Annotated in this window: 17 protein-coding genes; 14 read left to right on the forward strand and 3 right to left on the reverse strand. The window is 70.5% G+C overall.

Features of this window, described 5'->3' with window-relative positions; genetic code table 11:
- Nucleotides 1-131: 131 nt before the first annotated feature.
- The 7 genes from secD to ABZV77_RS20780 all read left to right on the forward strand — a co-directional run bounded on the left by secD (nucleotide 132) and on the right by ABZV77_RS20780 (nucleotide 9,297).
- Entirely contained in the window at nucleotides 132-1,898 is a 1,767-nt protein-coding gene (secD, locus tag ABZV77_RS20750) for a protein translocase subunit SecD (RefSeq protein ID WP_356258646.1), read from the forward strand.
- Between the two features lies 1 nt (nucleotide 1,899).
- Nucleotides 1,900-3,024, forward strand: a complete 1,125-nt coding sequence (gene secF, locus ABZV77_RS20755) for a protein translocase subunit SecF (RefSeq protein ID WP_356258648.1) — start codon at nucleotides 1,900-1,902, stop codon at nucleotides 3,022-3,024.
- On the forward strand, nucleotides 3,021-3,569 hold the full coding sequence (locus tag ABZV77_RS20760) for an adenine phosphoribosyltransferase (protein WP_356258650.1): 549 nt from the start codon (nucleotides 3,021-3,023) through the stop codon (nucleotides 3,567-3,569). Before secF ends, ABZV77_RS20760 begins: the two co-directional genes overlap by 4 nt.
- Before the next feature lie 295 nt (nucleotides 3,570-3,864).
- Nucleotides 3,865-6,405 (forward strand): RelA/SpoT family protein, encoded by a 2,541-nt coding sequence (locus tag ABZV77_RS20765; protein WP_356258653.1) that lies wholly within the window; start codon nucleotides 3,865-3,867, stop codon nucleotides 6,403-6,405.
- A gap of 37 nt (nucleotides 6,406-6,442) precedes the next feature.
- A complete protein-coding gene (locus ABZV77_RS20770; RefSeq protein WP_356258656.1) occupies nucleotides 6,443-7,765 on the forward strand; it encodes a serine/threonine-protein kinase in 1,323 nt (440 codons plus the stop codon).
- Nucleotides 7,758-8,174, forward strand: a complete 417-nt coding sequence (locus tag ABZV77_RS20775; protein ID WP_356258658.1) for a hypothetical protein — start codon at nucleotides 7,758-7,760, stop codon at nucleotides 8,172-8,174. Before ABZV77_RS20770 ends, ABZV77_RS20775 begins: the two co-directional genes overlap by 8 nt.
- Nucleotides 8,158-9,297, forward strand: coding sequence for a caspase family protein (locus ABZV77_RS20780; protein WP_356258661.1), 1,140 nt, complete (start codon nucleotides 8,158-8,160; stop codon nucleotides 9,295-9,297). The genes ABZV77_RS20775 and ABZV77_RS20780 overlap by 17 nt, the downstream gene beginning before the upstream one ends.
- Nucleotides 9,298-9,359: 62 nt before the next feature.
- On the opposite strand, the gene ABZV77_RS20785 is transcribed toward ABZV77_RS20780, so the two are convergent.
- Both ABZV77_RS20785 and ABZV77_RS20790 read right to left on the reverse strand, forming a co-directional pair.
- Nucleotides 9,360-10,592 (reverse strand): DUF349 domain-containing protein, encoded by a 1,233-nt coding sequence (locus tag ABZV77_RS20785; RefSeq protein ID WP_356258664.1) that lies wholly within the window; start codon nucleotides 10,590-10,592, stop codon nucleotides 9,360-9,362.
- Between the two features lie 134 nt (nucleotides 10,593-10,726).
- Nucleotides 10,727-11,548, reverse strand: coding sequence for a peptidylprolyl isomerase (locus ABZV77_RS20790; RefSeq protein WP_356258667.1), 822 nt, complete (start codon nucleotides 11,546-11,548; stop codon nucleotides 10,727-10,729).
- 167 nt (nucleotides 11,549-11,715) lie between these two features.
- On the opposite strand from ABZV77_RS20790, the gene ABZV77_RS20795 reads away from it, so the two are divergent.
- The 6 genes from ABZV77_RS20795 to rpsD all read left to right on the forward strand — a co-directional run bounded on the left by ABZV77_RS20795 (nucleotide 11,716) and on the right by rpsD (nucleotide 17,698).
- On the forward strand, nucleotides 11,716-12,429 hold the full coding sequence (locus ABZV77_RS20795) for an MBL fold metallo-hydrolase (protein WP_356258670.1): 714 nt from the start codon (nucleotides 11,716-11,718) through the stop codon (nucleotides 12,427-12,429).
- Between the two features lie 13 nt (nucleotides 12,430-12,442).
- The gene (gene hisS, locus ABZV77_RS20800; protein WP_356258673.1) at nucleotides 12,443-13,708 is read left to right on the forward strand and encodes a histidine--tRNA ligase; all 1,266 of its coding nucleotides are present in this window, start codon (nucleotides 12,443-12,445) and stop codon (nucleotides 13,706-13,708) included.
- A gap of 183 nt (nucleotides 13,709-13,891) precedes the next feature.
- Nucleotides 13,892-14,521: a vitamin K epoxide reductase family protein gene (locus ABZV77_RS20805; RefSeq protein WP_356258676.1), complete on the forward strand. Its 630-nt coding sequence runs from the start codon at nucleotides 13,892-13,894 to the stop codon at nucleotides 14,519-14,521.
- A 59-nt stretch (nucleotides 14,522-14,580) separates the two neighbouring features.
- Complete coding sequence (locus ABZV77_RS20810) at nucleotides 14,581-15,942, forward strand: replication-associated recombination protein A (RefSeq protein WP_356258678.1); 1,362 nt, start codon at nucleotides 14,581-14,583, stop codon at nucleotides 15,940-15,942.
- Nucleotides 15,943-16,002: 60 nt separating this feature from the next.
- Nucleotides 16,003-16,725, forward strand: a complete 723-nt coding sequence (locus ABZV77_RS20815; RefSeq protein WP_356258681.1) for an HNH endonuclease family protein — start codon at nucleotides 16,003-16,005, stop codon at nucleotides 16,723-16,725.
- Nucleotides 16,726-17,083: 358 nt separating this feature from the next.
- The gene (rpsD, locus tag ABZV77_RS20820; protein WP_055543665.1) at nucleotides 17,084-17,698 is read left to right on the forward strand and encodes a 30S ribosomal protein S4; all 615 of its coding nucleotides are present in this window, start codon (nucleotides 17,084-17,086) and stop codon (nucleotides 17,696-17,698) included.
- On the opposite strand, the gene ABZV77_RS20825 is transcribed toward rpsD, so the two are convergent.
- Entirely contained in the window at nucleotides 17,686-19,818 is a 2,133-nt protein-coding gene (locus ABZV77_RS20825; RefSeq protein WP_356258683.1) for a regulator, read from the reverse strand. The genes rpsD and ABZV77_RS20825 overlap by 13 nt on opposite strands.
- A gap of 173 nt (nucleotides 19,819-19,991) precedes the next feature.
- Between ABZV77_RS20825 and ABZV77_RS20830 the strand changes: the two genes are divergently transcribed.
- Complete coding sequence (locus ABZV77_RS20830) at nucleotides 19,992-20,450, forward strand: DUF948 domain-containing protein (RefSeq protein ID WP_356258686.1); 459 nt, start codon at nucleotides 19,992-19,994, stop codon at nucleotides 20,448-20,450.
- Nucleotides 20,451-20,456 lie beyond the last annotated feature (6 nt).

Consider the following 20,456-nt stretch of genomic DNA (forward strand, 5'->3'; position numbering starts at 1 on the left):
GCGCACCACGGGCCCCGGACCACGTGCATTTCGCGCCGAATCTCGACACCACTTCATGGCCGCCCGACCGGGCTCCCGCACTGCAGGGGGGCAGACCGGGGACCGGGCGGTTGGACAGGGAGAACGAGAAGGTGGCAGCACCGAAGAAGGGCCGAAGGCAGAGCGCCCCGGGCAAGCCGGGACGCTCTCTGGTCTTCATCCTGATCGCCCTCGTGGCGCTGACCGGGGGAATGTTCCTTTCCGGGCACACCACGCCGCGCCTGGGCATCGACCTCGCCGGCGGTACGAGCATCACGCTCGAGGCGAAGAACGAGCCCGGTCAGAAGAACGCGATCAACCCGACCAACATGAACACCGCGGTTGACATCATCAACAACCGTGTCAACGGTCTTGGTGTCTCCGAGGCCGAGGTTCAGACCCAGGGCGACAAGAACATCATTGTCAACATCCCCAAGGGTTCGAACGAGAAGCAGGCGCGCGAGCAGGTCGGTACGACCGCTCAGCTCTACTTCCGTCCGGTGATCACGCAGACCAGCGGCCAGCCCACGCCCAACCCCACGCCCAGCTCCTCTTCCGGTACGGACAAGGAGAAGGACAAGGACAAGGCGACGGACAAGGCCACCGACAAGGCCACGGACAAGGGGAAGTCCCCGACCTCCACCCCGACCTCCCAGGGCCGCGCCGTCAGCGAGGCCCTGAAGGCCGACCCGACGCCGAACGCCTCGGACAAGGCCAAGGACGGCAAGAAGAAGGACGAGACGCCTTCTCCCGACCCGGCCACCGCCAAGCTCCAGGAGCAGTTCACCAAGCTGGACTGCACCGACAAGAAGCAGCGTGCCGCGGCCGGCCGTGGCATCAAGCCCGCCGACCCCACCATCGCGTGCGGCAAGAGCCCCGACGGCAAGACGTGGGACAAGTTCATCCTGGCCCCGGCCGAGCTGAACGGTAAGGACGTCGACGACGCCAAGGCGGCCATCCAGCAGCAGTCCGGTGCCTGGGTGGTCAACATGGAGTTCACCAAGGGCGGCTCGAAGAAGTTCTCGGCGGTCACCAGCAAGCTGTCGCAGCAGCAGCCCCCGCAGAACCAGTTCGCGATCGTCCTCGACGGTGAAGTGGCCTCGGCCCCCAGCGTCCGCACGACCCTGAGCTCCAACGCCGAGATCTCCGGCAGCTTCGACCAGAACTCCGCCAAGGACCTGGCGAACATCCTGTCCTACGGCGCCCTGCCGCTGACGTTCCACGAGCAGAGCGTCACCACGGTCAGCCCGGCCCTCGGTGGCGAGCAGCTCAAGGCGGGCCTGATCGCGGGCGCCATCGGCCTCGCGCTGGTCATCATCTACCTGGTGGCCTACTACCGCGGCCTCTCGCTCATCGCCATCGCGAGCCTCTTGGTCTCCGCGGCGCTGACGTACACGATCATGACGCTGCTCGGCCCGACCATTAAGTTCGCGCTGAACCTGCCCGCGGTGTGTGGTGCGATCGTTGCGATCGGTATTACGGCGGACTCGTTCATCGTGTTCTTCGAACGCGTACGGGACGAGATCCGTGAGGGCCGCACGCTGCGGCCCGCCGTCGAGAGGGGCTGGCCGCGCGCCCGGCGCACGATCCTGGTCTCCGACTTCGTGTCGTTCCTCGCCGCCGCGGTGCTCTTCGTCGTCACGGTCGGCAAGGTGCAGGGCTTCGCGTTCACGCTCGGCCTGACCACGCTGCTCGACGTCGTCGTGGTGTTCTTCTTCACCAAGCCGCTGATGACGCTGATGGCCCGCAAGAAGTTCTTCGCGAGCGGTCACAAGTGGTCCGGTCTCGACCCGAAGCGGCTCGGCGCCAAGCCGCCGCTGCGCCGGACCCGACGCACCACTCCTCCCACCGCCGGCCCTGTCGACCCGAAGGAGGCGTGAGATGTCGAAGCTCGGCAATCTCGGCGCCAGGCTCTACCGCGGTGAGGTCGGCTACGACTTCGTCGGCAAGCGCAAGATCTGGTACGGCATCTCGATCCTGATCACCATCACGGCCATCGTCGGCCTGGCGGTGCGCGGCCTGAACATGGGCATCGAGTTCGAGGGCGGCGCCGTCTTCAACACCCCGAAGACCAGCGCCTCGGTCTCCCACGCCGAGGAGTCCGCGGAGAAGGCGTCCGGTCACGACGCGATCGTCCAGAAGCTGGGCGGCGACAAGCTCCGCATCCAGATCGCGGGCGTCGACATCAAGAAGTCCGACCAGATCAAGAAGTCGCTCGCCGAGGACCTCGACGTGAAGGCGGGCGACATCGACGCCGACCTGGTCGGCCCCAGCTGGGGCGACCAGATCGCGAACAAGGCCTGGCAGGGCCTGGCCATCTTCATGGTCCTCGTCGTGATCTACCTGGCCATCGCCTTCGAATGGCGCATGGCCCTGGCGGCACTGATCGCACTGATCCACGACATCACCATCACCGTGGGTGTGTACGCACTGGTCGGCTTCGAGGTCACACCGGGCACGGTGATCGGTCTGCTGACCATTCTCGGATACTCGCTCTACGACACGGTGGTGGTCTTCGACAGCTTGAAGGAGCAGTCGAAGGACATCACCAAGCAGACCAAGTACACGTACAGCGAACTCGCCAACCGCAGCATCAACGGCACCCTGGTGCGCTCCATCAACACCACGGTCGTCGCGCTGCTCCCGGTGGCGGGCCTGCTGTTCATCGGTGGCGGTGCGCTGGGCGCGGGCATGCTCAACGACATCTCGCTGTCGCTGTTCGTCGGCCTCGCGGCCGGTGCGTACTCCTCGATCTTCATCGCCACGCCGCTCGTCGCCGACTTCAAGGAGCGCGAGCCGCAGATGAAGGCCCTCAAGAAGCGGGTGCTCGCCAAGCGCGCCGCGGCCGCGGCCAAGGGCGAGTCCGCGGAGGCGCCGGAGTCCTTCGACGACGGGGATCCGGAGGACGACATCGCCGATGACGCCGCCCCGGCCGTCGTCGGCCCCCGCAGCCAGCCCGCGTCGCGCAACCGCGGCCGGGGCCGGCCCTCGGGGAAGCGCCGATGACCGAGCTCGCAGGCGTCACGGAGCTGCTGCTCAGCCGCATCCGTGACGTCCCGGACTACCCGAAGCCGGGCGTGATGTTCAAGGACATCACGCCGCTGCTCGCCGATCCGGCCGCCTTCGCGGCGCTCACGGAGACGCTGGCGGACCTGAGCGTGCGGCATGGCGCCACGAAGATCGTCGGCCTGGAGGCCCGCGGCTTCATCCTCGGCGCCCCCGTCGCGCTCCGCGCGGGGCTCGGCTTCATCCCCGTACGCAAGGCGGGCAAGCTCCCCGGAGCGACGCTCAGGCAGAGCTACGACCTGGAGTACGGCAGCGCCGAGATCGAGGTGCACGCCGAGGACCTGGCCGCGGGCGACCGCGTCATGGTCATCGACGACGTCCTCGCCACCGGCGGCACCGCCGCGGCCTCGGTGGACCTGATCCGCCGCTCGGGCGCCGAGGTGGCCGGTGTCGCGGTCCTCATGGAGCTCGGCTTCCTCGACGGTCGGCAGAAGCTGGAGCAGGCCCTCGACGGGGCGCCGCTGGAGGCGCTGATCACCGTCTGAGGCGGCTCGCAGGACAGCACGACGGGCGTTCCGGTACCCACCGGGACGCCCGTCGTCGTTTCGGCCGGTTTCCCGCTCCGGGCGGCCCTTGCGCGGAGCGGGAATGGCGCTCCGGGTGCCGTCCGGGGCGGCTGGGGGAGCCGAGCGGCGGCTTCGGGGAATCCGACATCCGTCCCTCGCGTTTCTCCAGTTCAGAGCCGTCCCACCGGCCCAGGGCGAGCCGACGGCCCAGGATCGATACCATGGACTCTTCGGGGCCTGTCCGGGGGACCCCGATCGCGCACAGGGAGCGCTCTTGCCAGACGAGTCCCAGCCACTCACCGCCGCCAAGGCCGCCCAGCAGGGCAAGGAGGCCTCGGCCGGATCCGTGGCGCCCGCGAAGAAGGCCGCGGACGCGCAGGGCGGCACGTCCGCGCAGCGCGCCCAGGGAGAGGTCTCCCGGGGCGACAAGCCGGCCGAGCAGCCCCGCCCCAAGCCGCCCGCGGACCACCATCCGACGGCCCCCGCGATCCGCCCGGCCACCGGCCAGCCCGCGCGTACCGGTTCCTCCAACCGCGTGCGGGCCCGGCTCGCCCGGCTCGGCGTCCAGCGTTCGAACCCGTACAACCCCGTCCTGGAGCCCCTGCTGCGCATAGTGCGCAGCAACGACCCCAAGATCGAGACGTCGACGCTCCGCCAGATCGAGCGGGCCTACCAGGTCGCCGAGCGCTGGCACCGCGGCCAGAAGCGCAAGAGCGGCGATCCGTACATCACGCACCCGCTCGCCGTGACGACCATCCTCGCCGAGCTCGGCATGGACCCGGCCACCCTGATGGCGGGGCTCCTGCACGACACCGTCGAGGACACCGAGTACGGCCTGGACACCCTCAAGCGCGACTTCGGCGACCAGGTCGCCCTGCTCGTCGACGGCGTCACCAAGCTGGACAAGGTCAAGTTCGGTGAGGCCGCGCAGGCCGAGACCGTCCGCAAGATGGTCGTCGCCATGGCCAAGGACCCCCGCGTCCTGGTCATCAAGCTCGCCGACCGCCTGCACAACATGCGCACGATGCGGTACCTCAAGCGCGAGAAGCAGGAGAAGAAGGCCCGCGAGACCCTGGAGATCTACGCTCCGCTGGCGCACCGCCTGGGCATGAACACCATCAAGTGGGAGCTGGAGGACCTCGCCTTCGCGATCCTCTACCCCAAGATGTACGACGAGATCGTGCGCCTGGTCGCCGAGCGCGCCCCCAAGCGCGACGAGTACCTGGCCATAGTGACCGACGAGGTCCAGGCCGACCTGCGCGCCGCCCGCATCAAGGCCACCGTCACAGGGCGCCCGAAGCACTACTACAGCGTCTACCAGAAGATGATCGTCCGCGGCCGTGACTTCGCGGAGATCTACGACCTGGTGGGCATCCGCGTCCTCGTCGACACGGTCCGCGACTGCTATGCCGCCCTCGGCACGGTCCACGCGCGATGGAACCCGGTCCCCGGCCGGTTCAAGGACTACATCGCGATGCCGAAGTTCAACATGTACCAGTCGCTGCACACGACGGTCATCGGCCCCAACGGCAAGCCCGTCGAGCTCCAGATCCGTACGTTCGACATGCACCGCCGCGCCGAGTACGGCATCGCGGCGCACTGGAAGTACAAGCAGGAGGCCGTCGCCGGTGCCTCCAAGGTGCGCACCGACGTGCCGAAGAAGGCCGGTGGCAAGGACGACCACCTCAACGACATGGCGTGGCTGCGCCAGTTGCTCGACTGGCAGAAGGAGACCGAGGACCCCAGCGAGTTCCTCGAATCGCTGCGCTTCGACCTCTCGCGCAACGAGGTCTTCGTGTTCACCCCGAAGGGCGACGTCATAGCGCTGCCCGCGGGCGCCACCCCCGTCGACTTCTCGTACGCGGTGCACACCGAGGTCGGCCACCGCACCATAGGGGCGCGGGTCAACGGACGGCTCGTACCGCTCGAATCGACCCTCGACAACGGCGACCTGGTGGAGGTCTTCACCTCCAAGGCGGCGGGCGCGGGCCCGTCCCGCGACTGGCTCGGCTTCGTCAAGTCGCCGAGGGCGCGCAACAAGATCCGCGCGTGGTTCTCCAAGGAGCGCCGCGACGAGGCCATCGAGCAGGGCAAGGACGCCATCGCGCGCGCCATGCGCAAGCAGAACCTGCCGATCCAGCGGATCCTCACGGGCGACTCCCTGGTCACCCTCGCCCACGAGATGCGCTACCCCGACATCTCGTCGCTGTACGCGGCGATCGGCGAGGGCCACGTCACCGCGCAGTCCGTCGTGCAGAAGCTCGTCCAGGCGCTCGGCGGCGAGGAGGCCGCCAACGAGGACATCGCCGAGAGCGCGCCGCCCTCGCGCGGCCGCAGCAAGCGCCGCTCCAACGCCGACCCGGGCGTCGTCGTCAAGGGCGTCGACGACGTGTGGGTCAAGCTGGCCCGCTGCTGCACGCCCGTGCCCGGCGATCCCATCATCGGTTTCGTCACGCGCGGCAGCGGCGTATCGGTTCACCGCAGCGACTGTGTGAACGTGGACTCGCTCTCGCGCGAGCCCGAGCGCATCCTCGAGGTCGAGTGGGCACCCACCCAGTCCTCGGTCTTCCTGGTCGCCATCCAGGTCGAGGCCCTGGACCGCTCCCGCCTCCTGTCGGACGTCACGCGCATCCTCTCGGACCAGCACGTGAACATCCTGTCGGCGGCCGTGCAGACCTCCCGCGACCGCGTGGCCACCTCCCGCTTCACCTTCGAGATGGGCGACCCCAAGCACCTGGGGCACGTGCTGAAGGCCGTCAGAGGAGTGGAGGGTGTGTACGACGTGTATCGGGTGACGTCGGCGCGCCGCCCGTGAACTAGCCTGATCCCGGGCCTGGTTCACGGGAGAGGGCATGACGCGAGGCGAACTGGTCGACGGGCGCTACCGGTTGAGGGAGCTCCTGGGCCGCGGCGGCATGGGCGAGGTCTACGAGGCCGAGGACATGCAGCTGGGCCGCCGCGTCGCGGTGAAGCTCCTGACGTCCGTCGGGGGCATGACGCCGGGCGGCGAGGAACTCGACCGGTTCCGGCGGGAGGCCCGCGCGATGGCGCGGATCGTGCACCCCGGGGTCATCGCGCTGTACGACAGCGGGCTGCACCGGGGAGTCGCGTACCTGGTGATGCAGATCCTCGACGGGCGCAACCTCGGCCACCTCGTCGCGGCCATGGGCCAGTTGCCGGTCCGGGCCGCGTGCTGGATCGGGCTGAACATGGCGGAGGCGCTGGCCGCCGCGCACCAGGCCGGGGTGATGCACCGGGACATCAAGCCCTCGAACGTCAGCCTCACCCGGGACGGCCGCGTCGTACTGCACGATTTCGGTCTCGCCCGCCTCGCGGGCGAACAGGCGATCACGGCGACCGGGGTGGTGCTCGGCTCCCCGCAGTTCATGGCGCCGGAGGCCATGAAGGGCGCACGCGCGGACTCGGCGGCCGATCTGTACGGGCTCGGGGCCTGCATGTACTTCATGCTCACGGGCGAGAGTCCGCTCGGCCCCGCCATCGATGTCGGGGCCGTCGTGGAGCGGGCGCTGGGCACCGGCATCCCGAGTCTGATCGGCCGCTCTCCCGGAATTCCCCCCGAACTGGTCCGACTGGTCGACCGGTTGTGCCAACAGGACCCTGCGGAACGGCCGCGCGGCGCCGGGGAGGTGGCGGAGACGTTCTTGGAGCTGAGCGCCGGTGGCCAGGACGTGGTGCGCAGCAGCCTCGCCGAGCTCCAGCGTGACGAGGCCGTACGGATGGCCAGGGGCGTGCGGCTGCAGAAGGGGCCCGAGTACGCGTGGGAGGAGGCAGCCGTGCCCGCCCCGCGGACCGCGGACTCCGCGTCCGCCACCGATGCCGCCCCGCCCCTCGTCCCCGGCACCGGCCCCCCGACCCTCAGCGACAACACCCGGCGCATGGTGCTCGGCAGCATGTCCCGCGAGACCGCACTCTCCCGGCAGCGCGAGGCGGTCAACCTCGTCCAGCGGGGCGAACTCGAGTCGGCCGCACGGATGCTGGCGGCCGTCGTGCCGGTCTGCGTCGCCCGCCTCGGCCCCGACCATCCGACCACGCTGACGAGCCAGTACTGGCAAGCTGTATGCCTGGCCAGGCTGGACGCGGGGCGAGAGGCGCTGGAGCTGCTCGCCCGGGTGAACAAATACGTCGACCGGCGCAAAGGAGCGGCAAGTGACTGACGTCCGGGTGGAGCTGGCACCGGCGGACCCCGGCGCGGACGCCGAGGACGCCCTGCGGTCCCTGCTGCGCTGGCTGCACGAGGACGAGACGCTGGACGGCGCGGTGCGCGGCGAGTTCACCGCATCGGCGGCGCCCGTCGCGGGCCACATGGGCGCGGGGGGCTTCGACATCCTGCAACTGGCCCTCGGCAGCGGCCTGTCCACCGCGGCGCTCGCCGTCTCCGTGCTCCAGTGGCAACTCGCCAGGAAGCGTGCACCCGCGGTCGTCCTCAGCCGGGGCGAGCTGCGCGTGGAAGTCACCCCCGAAGGCGCCCGCGACGCCGAGACACTGCGGCGCGTCGTCGAACTCCTGGACCAGCGGCCGGCCGTCACGGCCCCGGACGGGGAGCACGATGGCGGCGCTGCCTGACCCGGGTCTGTCACGCGCCGTCCTGCTCGGCACGGCCTCGTACCGGCACCTGCCCCAGCTCGCCGCGGTCGAGACGAACCTGGTGGACCTGGCGGGCGAGCTGTGCGACGCCACGGTCTGGGGCCTGCCCGTGCAGCACTGCGCCGTCGTCGCCGACCCGCAGAGCGCGCCCGCCATGCTCGACCCCGTCCACCGCGCGGGCGACGAGGCCACGGACACCCTGCTCGTGTACTACGCCGGGCACGGCATGCGCGACGCGGAGTCCGCCGATCTCTATCTGGCCCTGGGGGAGTCCCGGGAGAGCATGGGCTACACCGCCGTCGCCTACCAGCACCTGCGCGCGGCCCTGCGCGCCTCCCGGGCCCGACGCAAGATCGTCATCCTGGACTGCTGCTTCAGCGGCCGGGCCGCACGCTCCCTGGGCGGCGACGACGTGCTCGCCGCACAGGCCGCCGTCGACGGCGCGTACGTCCTCACGGCCTCCCCGCGCGACCGTGTCGCGCTCGCCCCGGACGGCGAGCGGCACACCGCCTTCACCGGGGAACTCCTCGGCATCCTGCGCGACGGCGTACCGGACGGCCCCGAACTCATCGACCTGGAGACGCTCTACCGCGTCCTCGACGAGCGCCTGCGCGCCAAGAACAGACCCCTGCCCCAGCGTTCGCAGGAGAACGGCGTCGGCCGACTGCCCCTGGCCCGCAACCGCGCCCGGTCCGCGCGCAGCGCCCCCGCCGGACCCGTCCTGCGTGCCGACGTGCGCGCCGCGATGGTCGCCACCGGCCTCAACCTCGCCCGGCTGCTGCGCGCGGAGGGCACCGTCAAGGACGCGCTGCCCGTGCTGCGCCTTGCCCTGGAGGAGCAGACCGCCGACACCTCCGGCGAACTGCTCGCCGTACAACTGGAGCTGTCCGAACTGCTCGCCGAGACCGGGCAGAACAAGGAAGCCATCGAGATCCTGGAGTCCGCCTTCCAGCGCGTCCACAAGATGTACGGGCCGGAGGCCGTGCTCGTCTGCCGCCGCCTCGCCGAACTGCTCCAGGAGTCCGGCAACCACATCGAGGCGTGCGAAGTGCTCAAGCACGCCCTGGACATCGCCGAGTTCGACCACACCGCCACCCGGTAGCGGACAGCGAACGGCCCGGACCGCAGCTCGCGGTCCGGGCCGTCACACACCCATGAGGACGGTCAGCCGCCGAACTCGTGCAGCCCCTTCAGCGCCTGGTCGAGCAGCGCCTGACGGCCGTCGAGCTCCCGCTGCAGCTTGTCGGCCTTCGAGTTGTTGCCCGCGGCGCGAGCGGTCTCGATCTGGCCCTGGAGCTTGTCCACGGCGGCCTGCAGCTGACCGGTGAGACCCGCCGCACGCGCGCGTGCCTCCGGGTTCGTCCGGCGCCACTCGGCCTCCTCGGACTCCTGCAGCGCACGCTCCACGGCGTGCATCCGGCCCTCGACCTTCGGGCGGGCGTCACGCGGGACGTGGCCGATGGCCTCCCAGCGCTCGTTGATGGAGCGGAACGCGGCACGGGCCGTCTTCAGATCCGTCACCGGGACGAGCTTCTCCGCCTCGCCGGCCAGCTCCTCCTTGAGCTTCAGGTTCTCGCCCTGCTCGGCGTCGCGCTCCGCGAAGACCGCGCTGCGCGCCGCGAAGAACACGTCCTGGGCGCCGCGGAAGCGGTTCCACAGGTCGTCCTCGTGCTCGCGCTGGGCGCGGCCCGCGGCCTTCCAGTCGGCCATCAGCTCGCGGTACCGCGCGGCCGTGGGGCCCCAGTCCGTCGAGTTCGACAGCGCCTCGGCCTCGCCGACCAGCTTCTCCTTGGCCTTGCGGGCGTCCTCGCGCTGCGCGTCGAGCGACGCGAAGTGCGCCTTGCGGCGCTTGGAGAACGCCGAGCGGGCGTGCGAGAAGCGGTGCCACAACTCGTCGTCCGACTTGCGGTCGAGCCGCGGCAGCCCCTTCCAGGTGTCCACCAGGGCCCGCAGCCGCTCGCCGGCCGCCCGCCACTGCTCGCTCTGGGCCAGCTCCTCGGCCTCGACGACCAGGGCCTCCTTGGCGTGCCGCGCCTCGTCGGACTGCTTGGCCTTCTGGACCTTGCGCTCCTCGCGGCGCGCGTCGACGCTCTCCACGAGCTTGTCGAGCCGCTTGCTCAGGGCGTCCAGATCACCGACGGCGTGCGCCTCGTCGACCTGCTGGCGCAGGTGGTCGATGGCCGTCGTGGCGTCCTTGGCCGACAGGTCGGTGGTTTTCACCCGGCGCTCGAGAAGTCCGATCTCGACGACCAGACCGTCGTACTTGCGCTCGAAGTAGGCGAGGGCCTCGTCCGGAGATCCTGCCTGCCACGAACCGACCACTCGCTCGCCGCCGTCGGCCGTACGCACGTACACGGTCCCCGTCTCGTCGACGCGGCCCCACGGGTCGCTGCTCACAGCGCCTCCTCCACATGATGCCTGCGCAGGGCCTCGGGGCCCCCGGCATCGTCCACAGTTTCGTCTCCGCCAACATAGGCGACCGGCGGGGCGGCTGTCCGCATCCCGCGCGACCGAAGTTTGCCTGCCCGCGGTCAGGATTTGGTGACGGTGGCCTTGTCGATGACGACCGTCGCGTTCGGGGCGCCGTCGCCCCGCCCGGTGCTCTCGCCCGCGGCGGCGATCTTCTTCAGAACCTTCATCCCCGAATCGGAAATGGTCCCGAACGGTGTGTAGTCGGGCGGCAGCTGACTGTCCTGATAGACGAGGAAGAACTGGCTGCCGCCGGTGTTCCTGCCCTGCTTCTCCTTGGCGTTGTACTGGTTCGCCATCGCGACCGTGCCCGCCGGATACACGTTCCCCTTCAGGCGCTTGTCCTTGAGGTTCTCGTCCGGGATCTGGTAGCCCGGAGTGCCCTTCCCGTCGGCCTTCGGGTCACCGCACTGCAGGACGTAGATGCCGCCCGTGGTCAGGCGGTGGCACTTGGTGTGGTCGAGGTAGCCCTTGTTCAGCAGGAAGTTGAAGGAGTTGACGGTGTGCGGGGCCTTCGCCGCGTCGAGGTCGAGGGCGATGTCGCCGCACGTCGTCCTCAAGTCCATCGTGTAGTCCGCTGACTTGTCGATGGTGAGCGCGGGCTCCTTCTTGAAGCTCAGCGGCTTCACCGCGCCGGGCGCCGCCTTCTTGCACGGATCCTTGGGGGTGCTGCTGGGCGCCGCGCTCGCGTCGTCCTTGGTGTCGTCCCCGTCGAAGGCTCCCGCCGCATACGACACGGCGCCGCCCGCCACGACCACCGCGAGGGCGCCCGCGATCACCGCGTTGCGGGCCCGGGACCTGCGCCGCGCGGCCTCCCGCCGCTCCTGCTGGCGCGCCTTCTTCTCCCGGGCGAGCTGTCTGCGCCGCTGTTCCTGGCTGACCACCGGCTCTTCTCCCCTTCTCCCGCGCATGTCTCGGCATGCGCCGCTTAGTGCCCCGTACCGTATATGGGTTACCTGTGGAATCGGCAGCGCCGGTAGGCTCTGATCTGCCGCGTTCTCCCGCCGGGGGCCGCGGTCACCCGCCGCCGGACGACGAACGAAGGACGATCGTGCTCATTGCCGGGTTCCCCGCCGGGGCCTGGGGCACCAACTGCTACCTGGTCGCCCCCGCCGCAGGCGAGGAGTGCGTGATCATCGACCCGGGCCACCAGGCCACCCAGGGAGTCGAGGACGCACTCAAGAAGCATCGGCTCAAGCCCGTCGCGGTCATCCTCACCCACGGCCACATCGACCACGTCGCCTCGGTCGTCCCGGTCTGCGGAGCGCACGACGTACCCGCGTGGATCCACCCCTCCGACCGGTACATGATGAGCGACCCCGAGAAGGCACTCGGTCGCTCCATCGGGATGCCGCTCATGGGCGAGCTGACGGTGGGGGAGCCCGACGACATGCGGGAGCTCACCGACGGCGCGGACCTGAAGCTGGCGGGCCTCGACTTCTCCGTCGCGCACGCCCCGGGCCATACGAAGGGGTCGGTGACGTTCCAGATGCCCGAGAGCGAGGAGATCCCTTCGGTCTTCTTCTCGGGCGATCTGCTCTTCGCCGGCTCCATCGGACGCACCGACCTGCCCGGCGGCAGCCACCCCGAGATCCTCGAGTCGCTGGGCCGCGTGTGCCTGCCGCTCGACGACTCGACCGTGGTGCTGTCCGGCCACGGCCCCCAGACATCCATCGGCCAGGAGCGCGCCACCAACCCTTATCTGCGGCAGGTGGCCGCCGGCTTGGGCGCGGACGAGACGTCCGCCCCGCGACGAGGAATGTGACGAGAGAAATTCCGTGAGCACCTTCAAGGCCCCCAAGGGCACGTACGACCTGCTTCCGCCGGACTCCGCGAAGTTCCTGGCGGTGCGCGAGGCGATCGCGACGCCCCTGCGCAACTCCGGATACGGCTACGTCGAGACGCCCGGCTTCGAGAACGTCGAGCTGTTCGCGCGCGGTGTCGGTGAGTCCACCGACATCGTCACCAAGGAGATGTACGCCTTCACCACCAAGGGCGGCGACGAGCTCGCCCTGCGCCCCGAAGGCACCGCCTCCGTGCTGCGCGCGGCCCTGGAGGGCAACCTCCACAAGGCGGGCAACCTCCCGGTCAAGCTCTGGTACTCGGGCTCCTACTACCGGTACGAGCGCCCCCAGAAGGGCCGCTACAGGCACTTCTCCCAGGTCGGCGCCGAGGCGATCGGCGCCGAGGACCCGGCGCTCGACGCCGAGCTGATCATCCTGGCCGACCAGGCGTACCGCGCCCTCGGCCTGCGGAACTTCCGCATCCTGCTCAACTCGCTCGGCGACAAGGAGTGCCGCCCCGTCTACCGCGCCGCGCTGCAGGAGTTCCTGCGTGGCCTGGACCTGGACGAGGAGACACGTCGACGCATCGACATCAACCCGCTGCGGGTCCTCGACGACAAGCGGCCCGACGTCCAGCAGCAGCTGGTTGGCGCGCCCTCGCTGCGCGACTACCTGTGCGACGCCTGCAAGGCGTACCACGAGCAGGTCCGCGAGCTGATCACGGCGGCGGGCGTCGCCTTCGAGGACGACGAGAAGCTCGTCCGCGGCCTGGACTACTACACCCGCACCACCTTCGAGTTCGTCCACGACGGCCTCGGCTCGCAGTCCGCGGTCGGCGGCGGCGGCCGCTACGACGGCCTGTCCGAGATGATCGGCGGCCCCTCGCTGCCGTCGGTCGGCTGGGCGCTCGGCGTGGACCGCACGGTGCTGGCCCTGGAGGCGGAGGGCGTCGAGCTCGAACTCCCCGCGTCCACGAGCGTGTTCGCCGTGCCGCTCGGTGACGAGGCGCGCCGCGTCCTCTTCGCCAAGGTGACCGAGCTGCGCAGGGCCGGGATCGCGGCGGACTTCTCGTACGGCGGGAAGGGCCTCAAGGGCGCGATGAAGAACGCCAACCGCTCGGGCGCGCGCTTCACCGTCGTCGCCGGTGAACGCGACCTCGCCGAGGGCGTCGTCCAGCTCAAGGACATGGAGTCCGGGGAGCAGTCGGCGGTCGCGGTGGACGGGATCGTGGCCGAGCTGACGGCCAGGCTCGGCAAGTAGTACGGCCGGAGGGGGCGGGGCCAGGGGGCGCAATCCCCTGGCCCGGCCCCCTCCGTGTCGAACGCTCCGGGTCCCTCGTGCGTACCTCCTTATGTCCAACGAACGGTGGACACCCGCCCGTGTGCGGCACAATGTGCGTGCCCGCGGCCCCACAAGCGACGGAACGGCGTGATGAGCAAAACGATGTCAGCGAAGGACGACGCCCTGGACGATCAGGGGCGCCAGGCCGCTCCCGGTGCCGTCGGCGGCAGCCGCGCGCTCGCCCTGCTCCTGGTGATCACGGGCGCGGCCGGTCTGCTCGCCTCCTGGGTCATCACCATCGACAAGTTCGAGCTCCTGAAGGACCCGAACTTCCAGCCGGGCTGCAGCATCAACCCCGTCGTCGCCTGCGGCAGCATCATGAAGAGCGAGCAGGCCGAGGCGTTCGGCTTCCCGAACCCCATGCTGGGCCTGGTCACCTACGGCATCGTGATCTGTGTCGGCATGAGCCTCCTCGCCGGAGCCCGCTTCCCCCGCTGGTACTGGCTGACGTTCAACGCGGGCGCGCTCTTCGGCGTCGGCTTCTGCACCTGGCTCATGATCCAGTCGCTCTACCACATCAACGCGCTCTGCCTCTGGTGCTGCCTGGCCTGGGTCGCCACGCTCCTGATCTTCTGGTACGTCACGTCGTCCAACATCCGCGCCGGTTTCCTGCCCGCGCCCGCCTGGGCCAAGAGCTTCCTGGCGGACTTCACCTGGGCGCTGCCGGTGATGCACACCGGCGTCATCGCGATGCTGATCCTCACCCGCTGGGGAGCAGACCTCTGGGCCTGACTTCTGGGCCCGACCGGTGCCCGGAAGGATTGTCAGTGGGGTGACATAGGGTTCTTCACGTGGAGCCCGATCTGTTCACCGCCGCAGCCGAAGACCGCCAGGAGAAGGACCCGTCCAGCAGCCCCCTGGCCGTCCGGATGCGCCCCCGCACCCTCGACGAGGTCGTCGGCCAGCAGCACCTGCTGAAGCCGGGATCGCCCCTGCGCCGCCTGGTCGGCGAGGGCGGCGGCGGCCCCGCGGGCCCCTCGTCGGTGTTCCTGTGGGGCCCGCCCGGCATCGGCAAGACCACCCTTGCGTACGTGGTCTCCAAAGCCACGAACAAGCGCTTCGTCGAGCTCTCCGCGATCACCGCGGGCGTGAAGGAAGTGCGCGCGGTGATCGACGGCGCCCGCCGGGCGATGGGCGGCCACGGCAAGGAGACCGTCCTCTTCCTCGACGAGATCCACCGCTTCAGCAAGGCGCAGCAGGACTCCCTGCTGCCCGCCGTGGAGAACCGCTGGGTCACGCTGATCGCGGCGACCACCGAGAATCCGTACTTCTCGATCATCTCCCCGCTCCTGTCCCGCTCCCTGCTGCTCACCCTCGAACCGCTCACCGACGACGACCTGCGCGCACTGCTGCGCCGTGCGCTCATCGACGAGCGGGGTCTTGCCGGTGCGGTCGAGCTGCCCGAGGAGGCGGAGGAGCATCTGCTGCGCATCGCCGGTGGCGACGCCCGGCGTGTGCTCACCGCCCTGGAAGCGGGCGCGGGCTCGGCGCTCGCCAAGAACGAGAAGGCGATCACGCTCCAGACCCTGGAGGAGTCGGTCGACCGGGCCGCCGTGAAGTACGACCGCGACGGCGACCAGCACTACGACGTGGCGAGTGCCCTCATCAAGTCCATCCGCGGCTCGGACGTGGACGCGGCCCTGCACTATCTGGCCCGCATGATCGAGGCGGGCGAGGACCCCCGCTTCATCGCCCGGCGCCTGATGATCTCCGCCAGTGAGGACATCGGCCTCGCCGATCCGACCGCCCTGCCCATCGCGGTCGCCGCCGCCCAGGCCGTCGCCATGATCGGCTTCCCGGAGGCCGCGCTCACCCTCAGCCACGCCACGATCGCCCTCGCCCTGGCCCCGAAGTCGAACGCCGCGACGATCGCGATCCAGCAGGCCCAGGCAGACGTCCGCGGCGGCCTCGCGGGCCCCGTCCCGCCCCACCTGCGCGACGGTCACTACAAGGGCGCGGCCAAGCTCGGCCACGCCCAGGGCTATGTGTATCCGCACGACGTCCCGGGCGGCATCGCCACGCAGCAGTACGCACCGGACACCATCGAGGGCAAGCGCTACTACCAGCCGACGAGGTACGGGGCGGAGGCCCGGTACGCCGACGTGGTCGAGCGGGTCCGCGCCCGCCTCAAGGGCGAACAGCCCGAGGGATAGCCAGGGACGGCGCCGCCGCCCGAGGGGCGGGCCCCGTCCCGTCCGCCTACGCTCGGCGGCATGCGCACAGCGGCCGGACCAGCGGTGGGGGCGCTCGTCGCGCTGGCCGCCGTCGCCGTGGCCTGCACCCCGCCGCAACTGCAGCGCGCCGACGCCCGCCGCTCGACGCCGCCGCCGGCCGCCGAGAGCACGCTCACGACGCCCGGCTTCCCGCCCGCCCCGGACCGGGCGCGGGACCAGCTCGCCCGCCTCACCGTGGCGTGGGGCAAGAACTGGCAGACGTACAAACGCTCCGAGTTCGGTGCGGGCTGGTCGGACGAGACCGATGCCCCGGGCGGGCGCAACGGCTGCGACACCCGCGACGACGTCCTGCGCCGCGATCTGAAGGACCTGCGCGAGGACGACCGCAACCCCTGTGTCGTGATCTCCGGCACGCTGCACGACCCGTACACCGGCAAGGAGCTGCCCTACTCCTACCGCCGGGCCTCCCGGATCGAGACCGACCACGTCGTCGCGCTCGGTGCCGCCTGGCGGGCCGGTGCCTGGGCCTGGACCCCGGACCGGCGCCTCGCCTACGCCAATGACCTGGACGTCCTGCTCGCCGCGGACAAGGACGCGAATTACGCGAAGAGCAGCTGGACCCCCGACAAGTGGAAGCCGCCCCGCAAGGAATACTGGTGCGAGTACGGGCGCCGCTGGACCGGCATCAAGGCCAAGTACGGGCTGACGGTCACCGCCCCCGAGAAGCGGGCCCTCCATGAGCTCCTCGCCACCTGCGGCTGAGGCACCTCGCCGCACCCGGTACACTTGCCCGCAGTGCTGCGTCCCGTGTCCGGTCTCGTACCGGCGCCACCAGAACGGGACATCCAGCCGGAACCCCGCCGCCGCAAGGCGAGGGGATCCAGGAGCGTCGCGCACCGTTGAAGGTGTCGCGGGCAGCCCACCACCACTCCGGAGCCCAGCGCTCCGGGAATCGGTCGGTGGGCCACTCGCGTGCTGCACATTGTGCCCAGACCAGGGAGCGGCTGCCTCACGGCCCCACGGCTTTCGAGCCCACGGCCCACGAGGTTTCCCAGGCTGCGGATGCGACCTCCCCTAACCCTGGTGAAGCCGATTTCACAGAGAACAGAGAGGTTGGTTCATGCCGAACCAGTCCCGCCCCAAGGTCAAGAAGTCGCGTGCCCTCGGCATCGCGCTGACCCCGAAGGCCGTCAAGTACTTCGAGGCCCGTCCCTACCCGCCGGGCGAGCACGGCCGTGGGCGCAAGCAGAACTCGGACTACAAGGTCCGTCTGCTCGAGAAGCAGCGCCTGCGCGCGCAGTACGACCTCTCCGAGCGCCAGCTCGTCCGTGCCTACGAGCGTGCGTCCAAGACGCAGCTCAAGACCGGTGAGGCCCTGGTCATCGAGCTGGAGCGTCGTCTCGACGCCCTGGTTCTGCGTTCGGGCATCGCCCGCACGATCTACCAGGCCCGCCAGATGGTCGTGCACGGCCACATCGAGGTCAACGGTGGCAAGGTCGACAAGCCGTCGTTCCGCGTCCGTCCCGACGACGTCGTGATGGTCCGCGAGCGCAGCCGCGAGAAGCCGCTGTTCCAGGTTGCGCGCGAGGGTGGTTTCGCCCCCGACGGTGAGACCCCGCGCTACCTCCAGGTGAACCTGAAGGCCCTGGCCTTCCGCCTGGACCGCGACCCGAACCGCAAGGAGATCCCCGTGATCTGCGACGAGCAGCTCGTCGTCGAGTACTACGCCCGCTGACCCGGACGTAGCTCACCCTGCTGCAGCCCGTCGCCTCCCCGCCCTTCCTGGCGGGGCAGGCGGCGGGTTCGCTCGTTTCCGGGGCCGCTGCCCAGCGCCCGGACCACCGCCGCGTCCAGGCCGAGCCCCGCGCCCGCCCGCACGCACTCCTCGTACCGCTCGTCGCCGAGCGCCTCGCGGGCCTGCCGCTCGCACATCGCGTGCGGCCCGCCGAAGTGGACCGAGCCGAACAGCGGCAGTCCCACCGACGGCCAGATGCTCGACGCGGCGCCCTGCAGCACCGCCGCCTCCGCGGGGTCGCCCTCCGTCGCCGTGAACAGCGCGAGCAGCTCGATGGACAGGACCGTGCCGATCAGATCGTGGAAGCGGTGGTCGAGACGGAGCGACTCGGCGAGCAGTTCGCGTGCCGTCCCCGCCTCGTCGCGGGTCCACGCCGCGAAGCCGAGGACGTAGAGGGCGTACGCGAGGGCCCAGCGCTCGCCGTGGTCCTCGCAGACCTGGCGCACCTCCTCGCAGAGCTCCACCGCGATGCCGAGCTCACCGCGGAAGGCCAGTGCCATGGCGAGCTCGGTCTGTCCCATGAGGACGTTGCTGTTGAGCTCGCCGATCTCCCGGTACTGCTCAAGGGCCGAGCGCAGCAGCGTCTCCGCGCGCGGCAGGTCGTCCGTGACCAGGGCCAGGCAGCCGATGCGGTGTTCCGCGTACGCCGCGGCCAGGGCGCTGCCCGTGCGCTCCGCCCCGTCCCGGCACTCGTGCAGCGCGGCGAGCGCGGCGACCGCGTCGCCCTGCAGCACCGCCACGTAGCCGAGCACCCACAGGGCCTTGAGCCGGGAGTCGTCGTGCCCGCCGTCGAGCTCCAGGGCCCGGTCGAGCCAGTGCCTGCCCTCCGCGAGACGGCCGCAGCCCGCCCAGTAGAACCAGAGCGTGCCGGCGAGGTACTGCCCCAGGTGGGCCTGGTCCCCCTCGGTCAGACAGAACTCCAACGCGGCGCGCAGATTGGGCAGTTCGGTGTCGACGAGGGTGGCGACCTCCGGCTGGCGCGGCGAGAACCAGTCCAGTTCGCACCAGGTGGCGAGCCCCATGTACCAGTCGCGGTGCCTGCGCCGCAGCCGGGTGCTCTCGCCCGCCGCCTCCAGCCAGTCGGCGCCGTAGGCCCTGACCGTGTCGAGCATGCGGTAGCGCACGCCCGACGGCCCTTCCTCGCGGTTCACGACGGACTGGGCGAGCAGTTCGTCCAGTACGTCGAGCACGTCGTCGGCGGGGAGTCCGTCCCCGGCGCAGATGTACTCGGCGGCCTCCAGGTCGAACTGCCCGGCGAACACCGAGAGGCGCGACCACAGCAGCCGCTCCCGCGGGGCGCACAGCTCGTGGCTCCAGCCGATGGCGGTGCGCAGCGTCTGGTGCCGCGGCAGCCCGTCGCGGCGGGCCCCCGTGAGCAGCCGGAACCGGTCGTCCAGCCGGGCGAGCAGCTGGGCGGGGGAGAGCGCCCGCAGCCGTCCCGCGGCCAGCTCCACGGCGAGCGGGATCCCGTCGAGACGGCGGCACAGCTCCATCACGTCCGTGCGGTTGCCGTCGTCGAGGGCGAAATCGGGCAGACCTGCCGTCGCCCGGTCCGTGAAGAGCGCGGCCGCGTCGGGACCCGGCATCGGCGCGAGCGGAAAGAGCCGCTCGCCCTCGGTCTCCAGCGGCCTGCGCCCGACCGCGAGCACGCGCAGACCGGGGGAGTGCACCAGCAGATCGCGCACGAGCGAGGCGCAGGCGTCGACGAGGAGCTCGAAACCGTCGATGACGAGGAGCAGTTCCCGCTCCGCGAGGTGCCCGAGCAGCACCTGTCGGGGCGGGCGCTTCGTGTGGTCCGTCAGCCCCAGGGCCTCGACGACCGCGTGCTCCAGGAGATCGGCGTCCCGCAGCGCCGTGAGGTCCACCAGCCAGGCACCGTCGCACAGCCTGCTCCGCGCCGCGGCCCGCACGGCGAGCCGCGACTTCCCGACTCCGCCGACTCCCGTGACGGTGACCAGCCGTCCCGCCTCCAATGCCGTGGCGAGTTCGGCGAGTTCGGTGTCACGCCCGACGAAGGCGTTCAGTTCCAGGGGGAGATTGCCGGACTGAATGGGTCGCATAGGGTACGGAGCGTACTCATTCGTATGCGGTCCGTACAATCGGTTCGCGCAACTCCTGGAAGTCTGAAGGGGAATGCGGTACGGAGCGGCGCCCCCGGCGCGATAGGGTCGGAGGACGACTTTTCGATGTTCAGGGACGAAGTTCAGGGACGAGATCCAGGGAGCGGTGCCAAGTGTCGGGTGGAGAGGTTGCCGGAATCCTGGTGGCCGTTTTCTGGGCGATCCTGGTCTCCTTCCTCGCGGTGGCGCTGGCGAGGCTGGCCCAGACGCTCAGGGCGACCACCAAGCTCGTCGCGGACGTGACCGAGCAGGCCGTCCCCCTCCTGGCCGACGCCTCCAGTGCGGTGCGCTCCGCGCAGACGCAGATCGACCGCGTCGACGCCATCGCCTCCGACGTCCAGGAGGTCACGTCGAACGCGTCGGCGCTGTCCACGACGGTCGCGTCGACCTTCGGCGGCCCCCTGGTCAAGGTGGCCGCGTTCGGGTACGGCGTGCGCAGGGCCATCAGCCGCAAGGCCGCCCCCGAAACAAAGGAAATGCCCGCCAAGCCGTCCCGTCGTACGGTGATCGTGGGTCGCACCGTCCCGTCCGCGCGGCGGACCAAGCGGGCCAACCGGAGTAAGAGGGACTGACGCAGC

It is taken from the genome of Streptomyces sp. NPDC004732, from assembly GCF_040609235.1.
Taxonomy (GTDB): Bacteria; Actinomycetota; Actinomycetes; order Streptomycetales; family Streptomycetaceae; genus Streptomyces.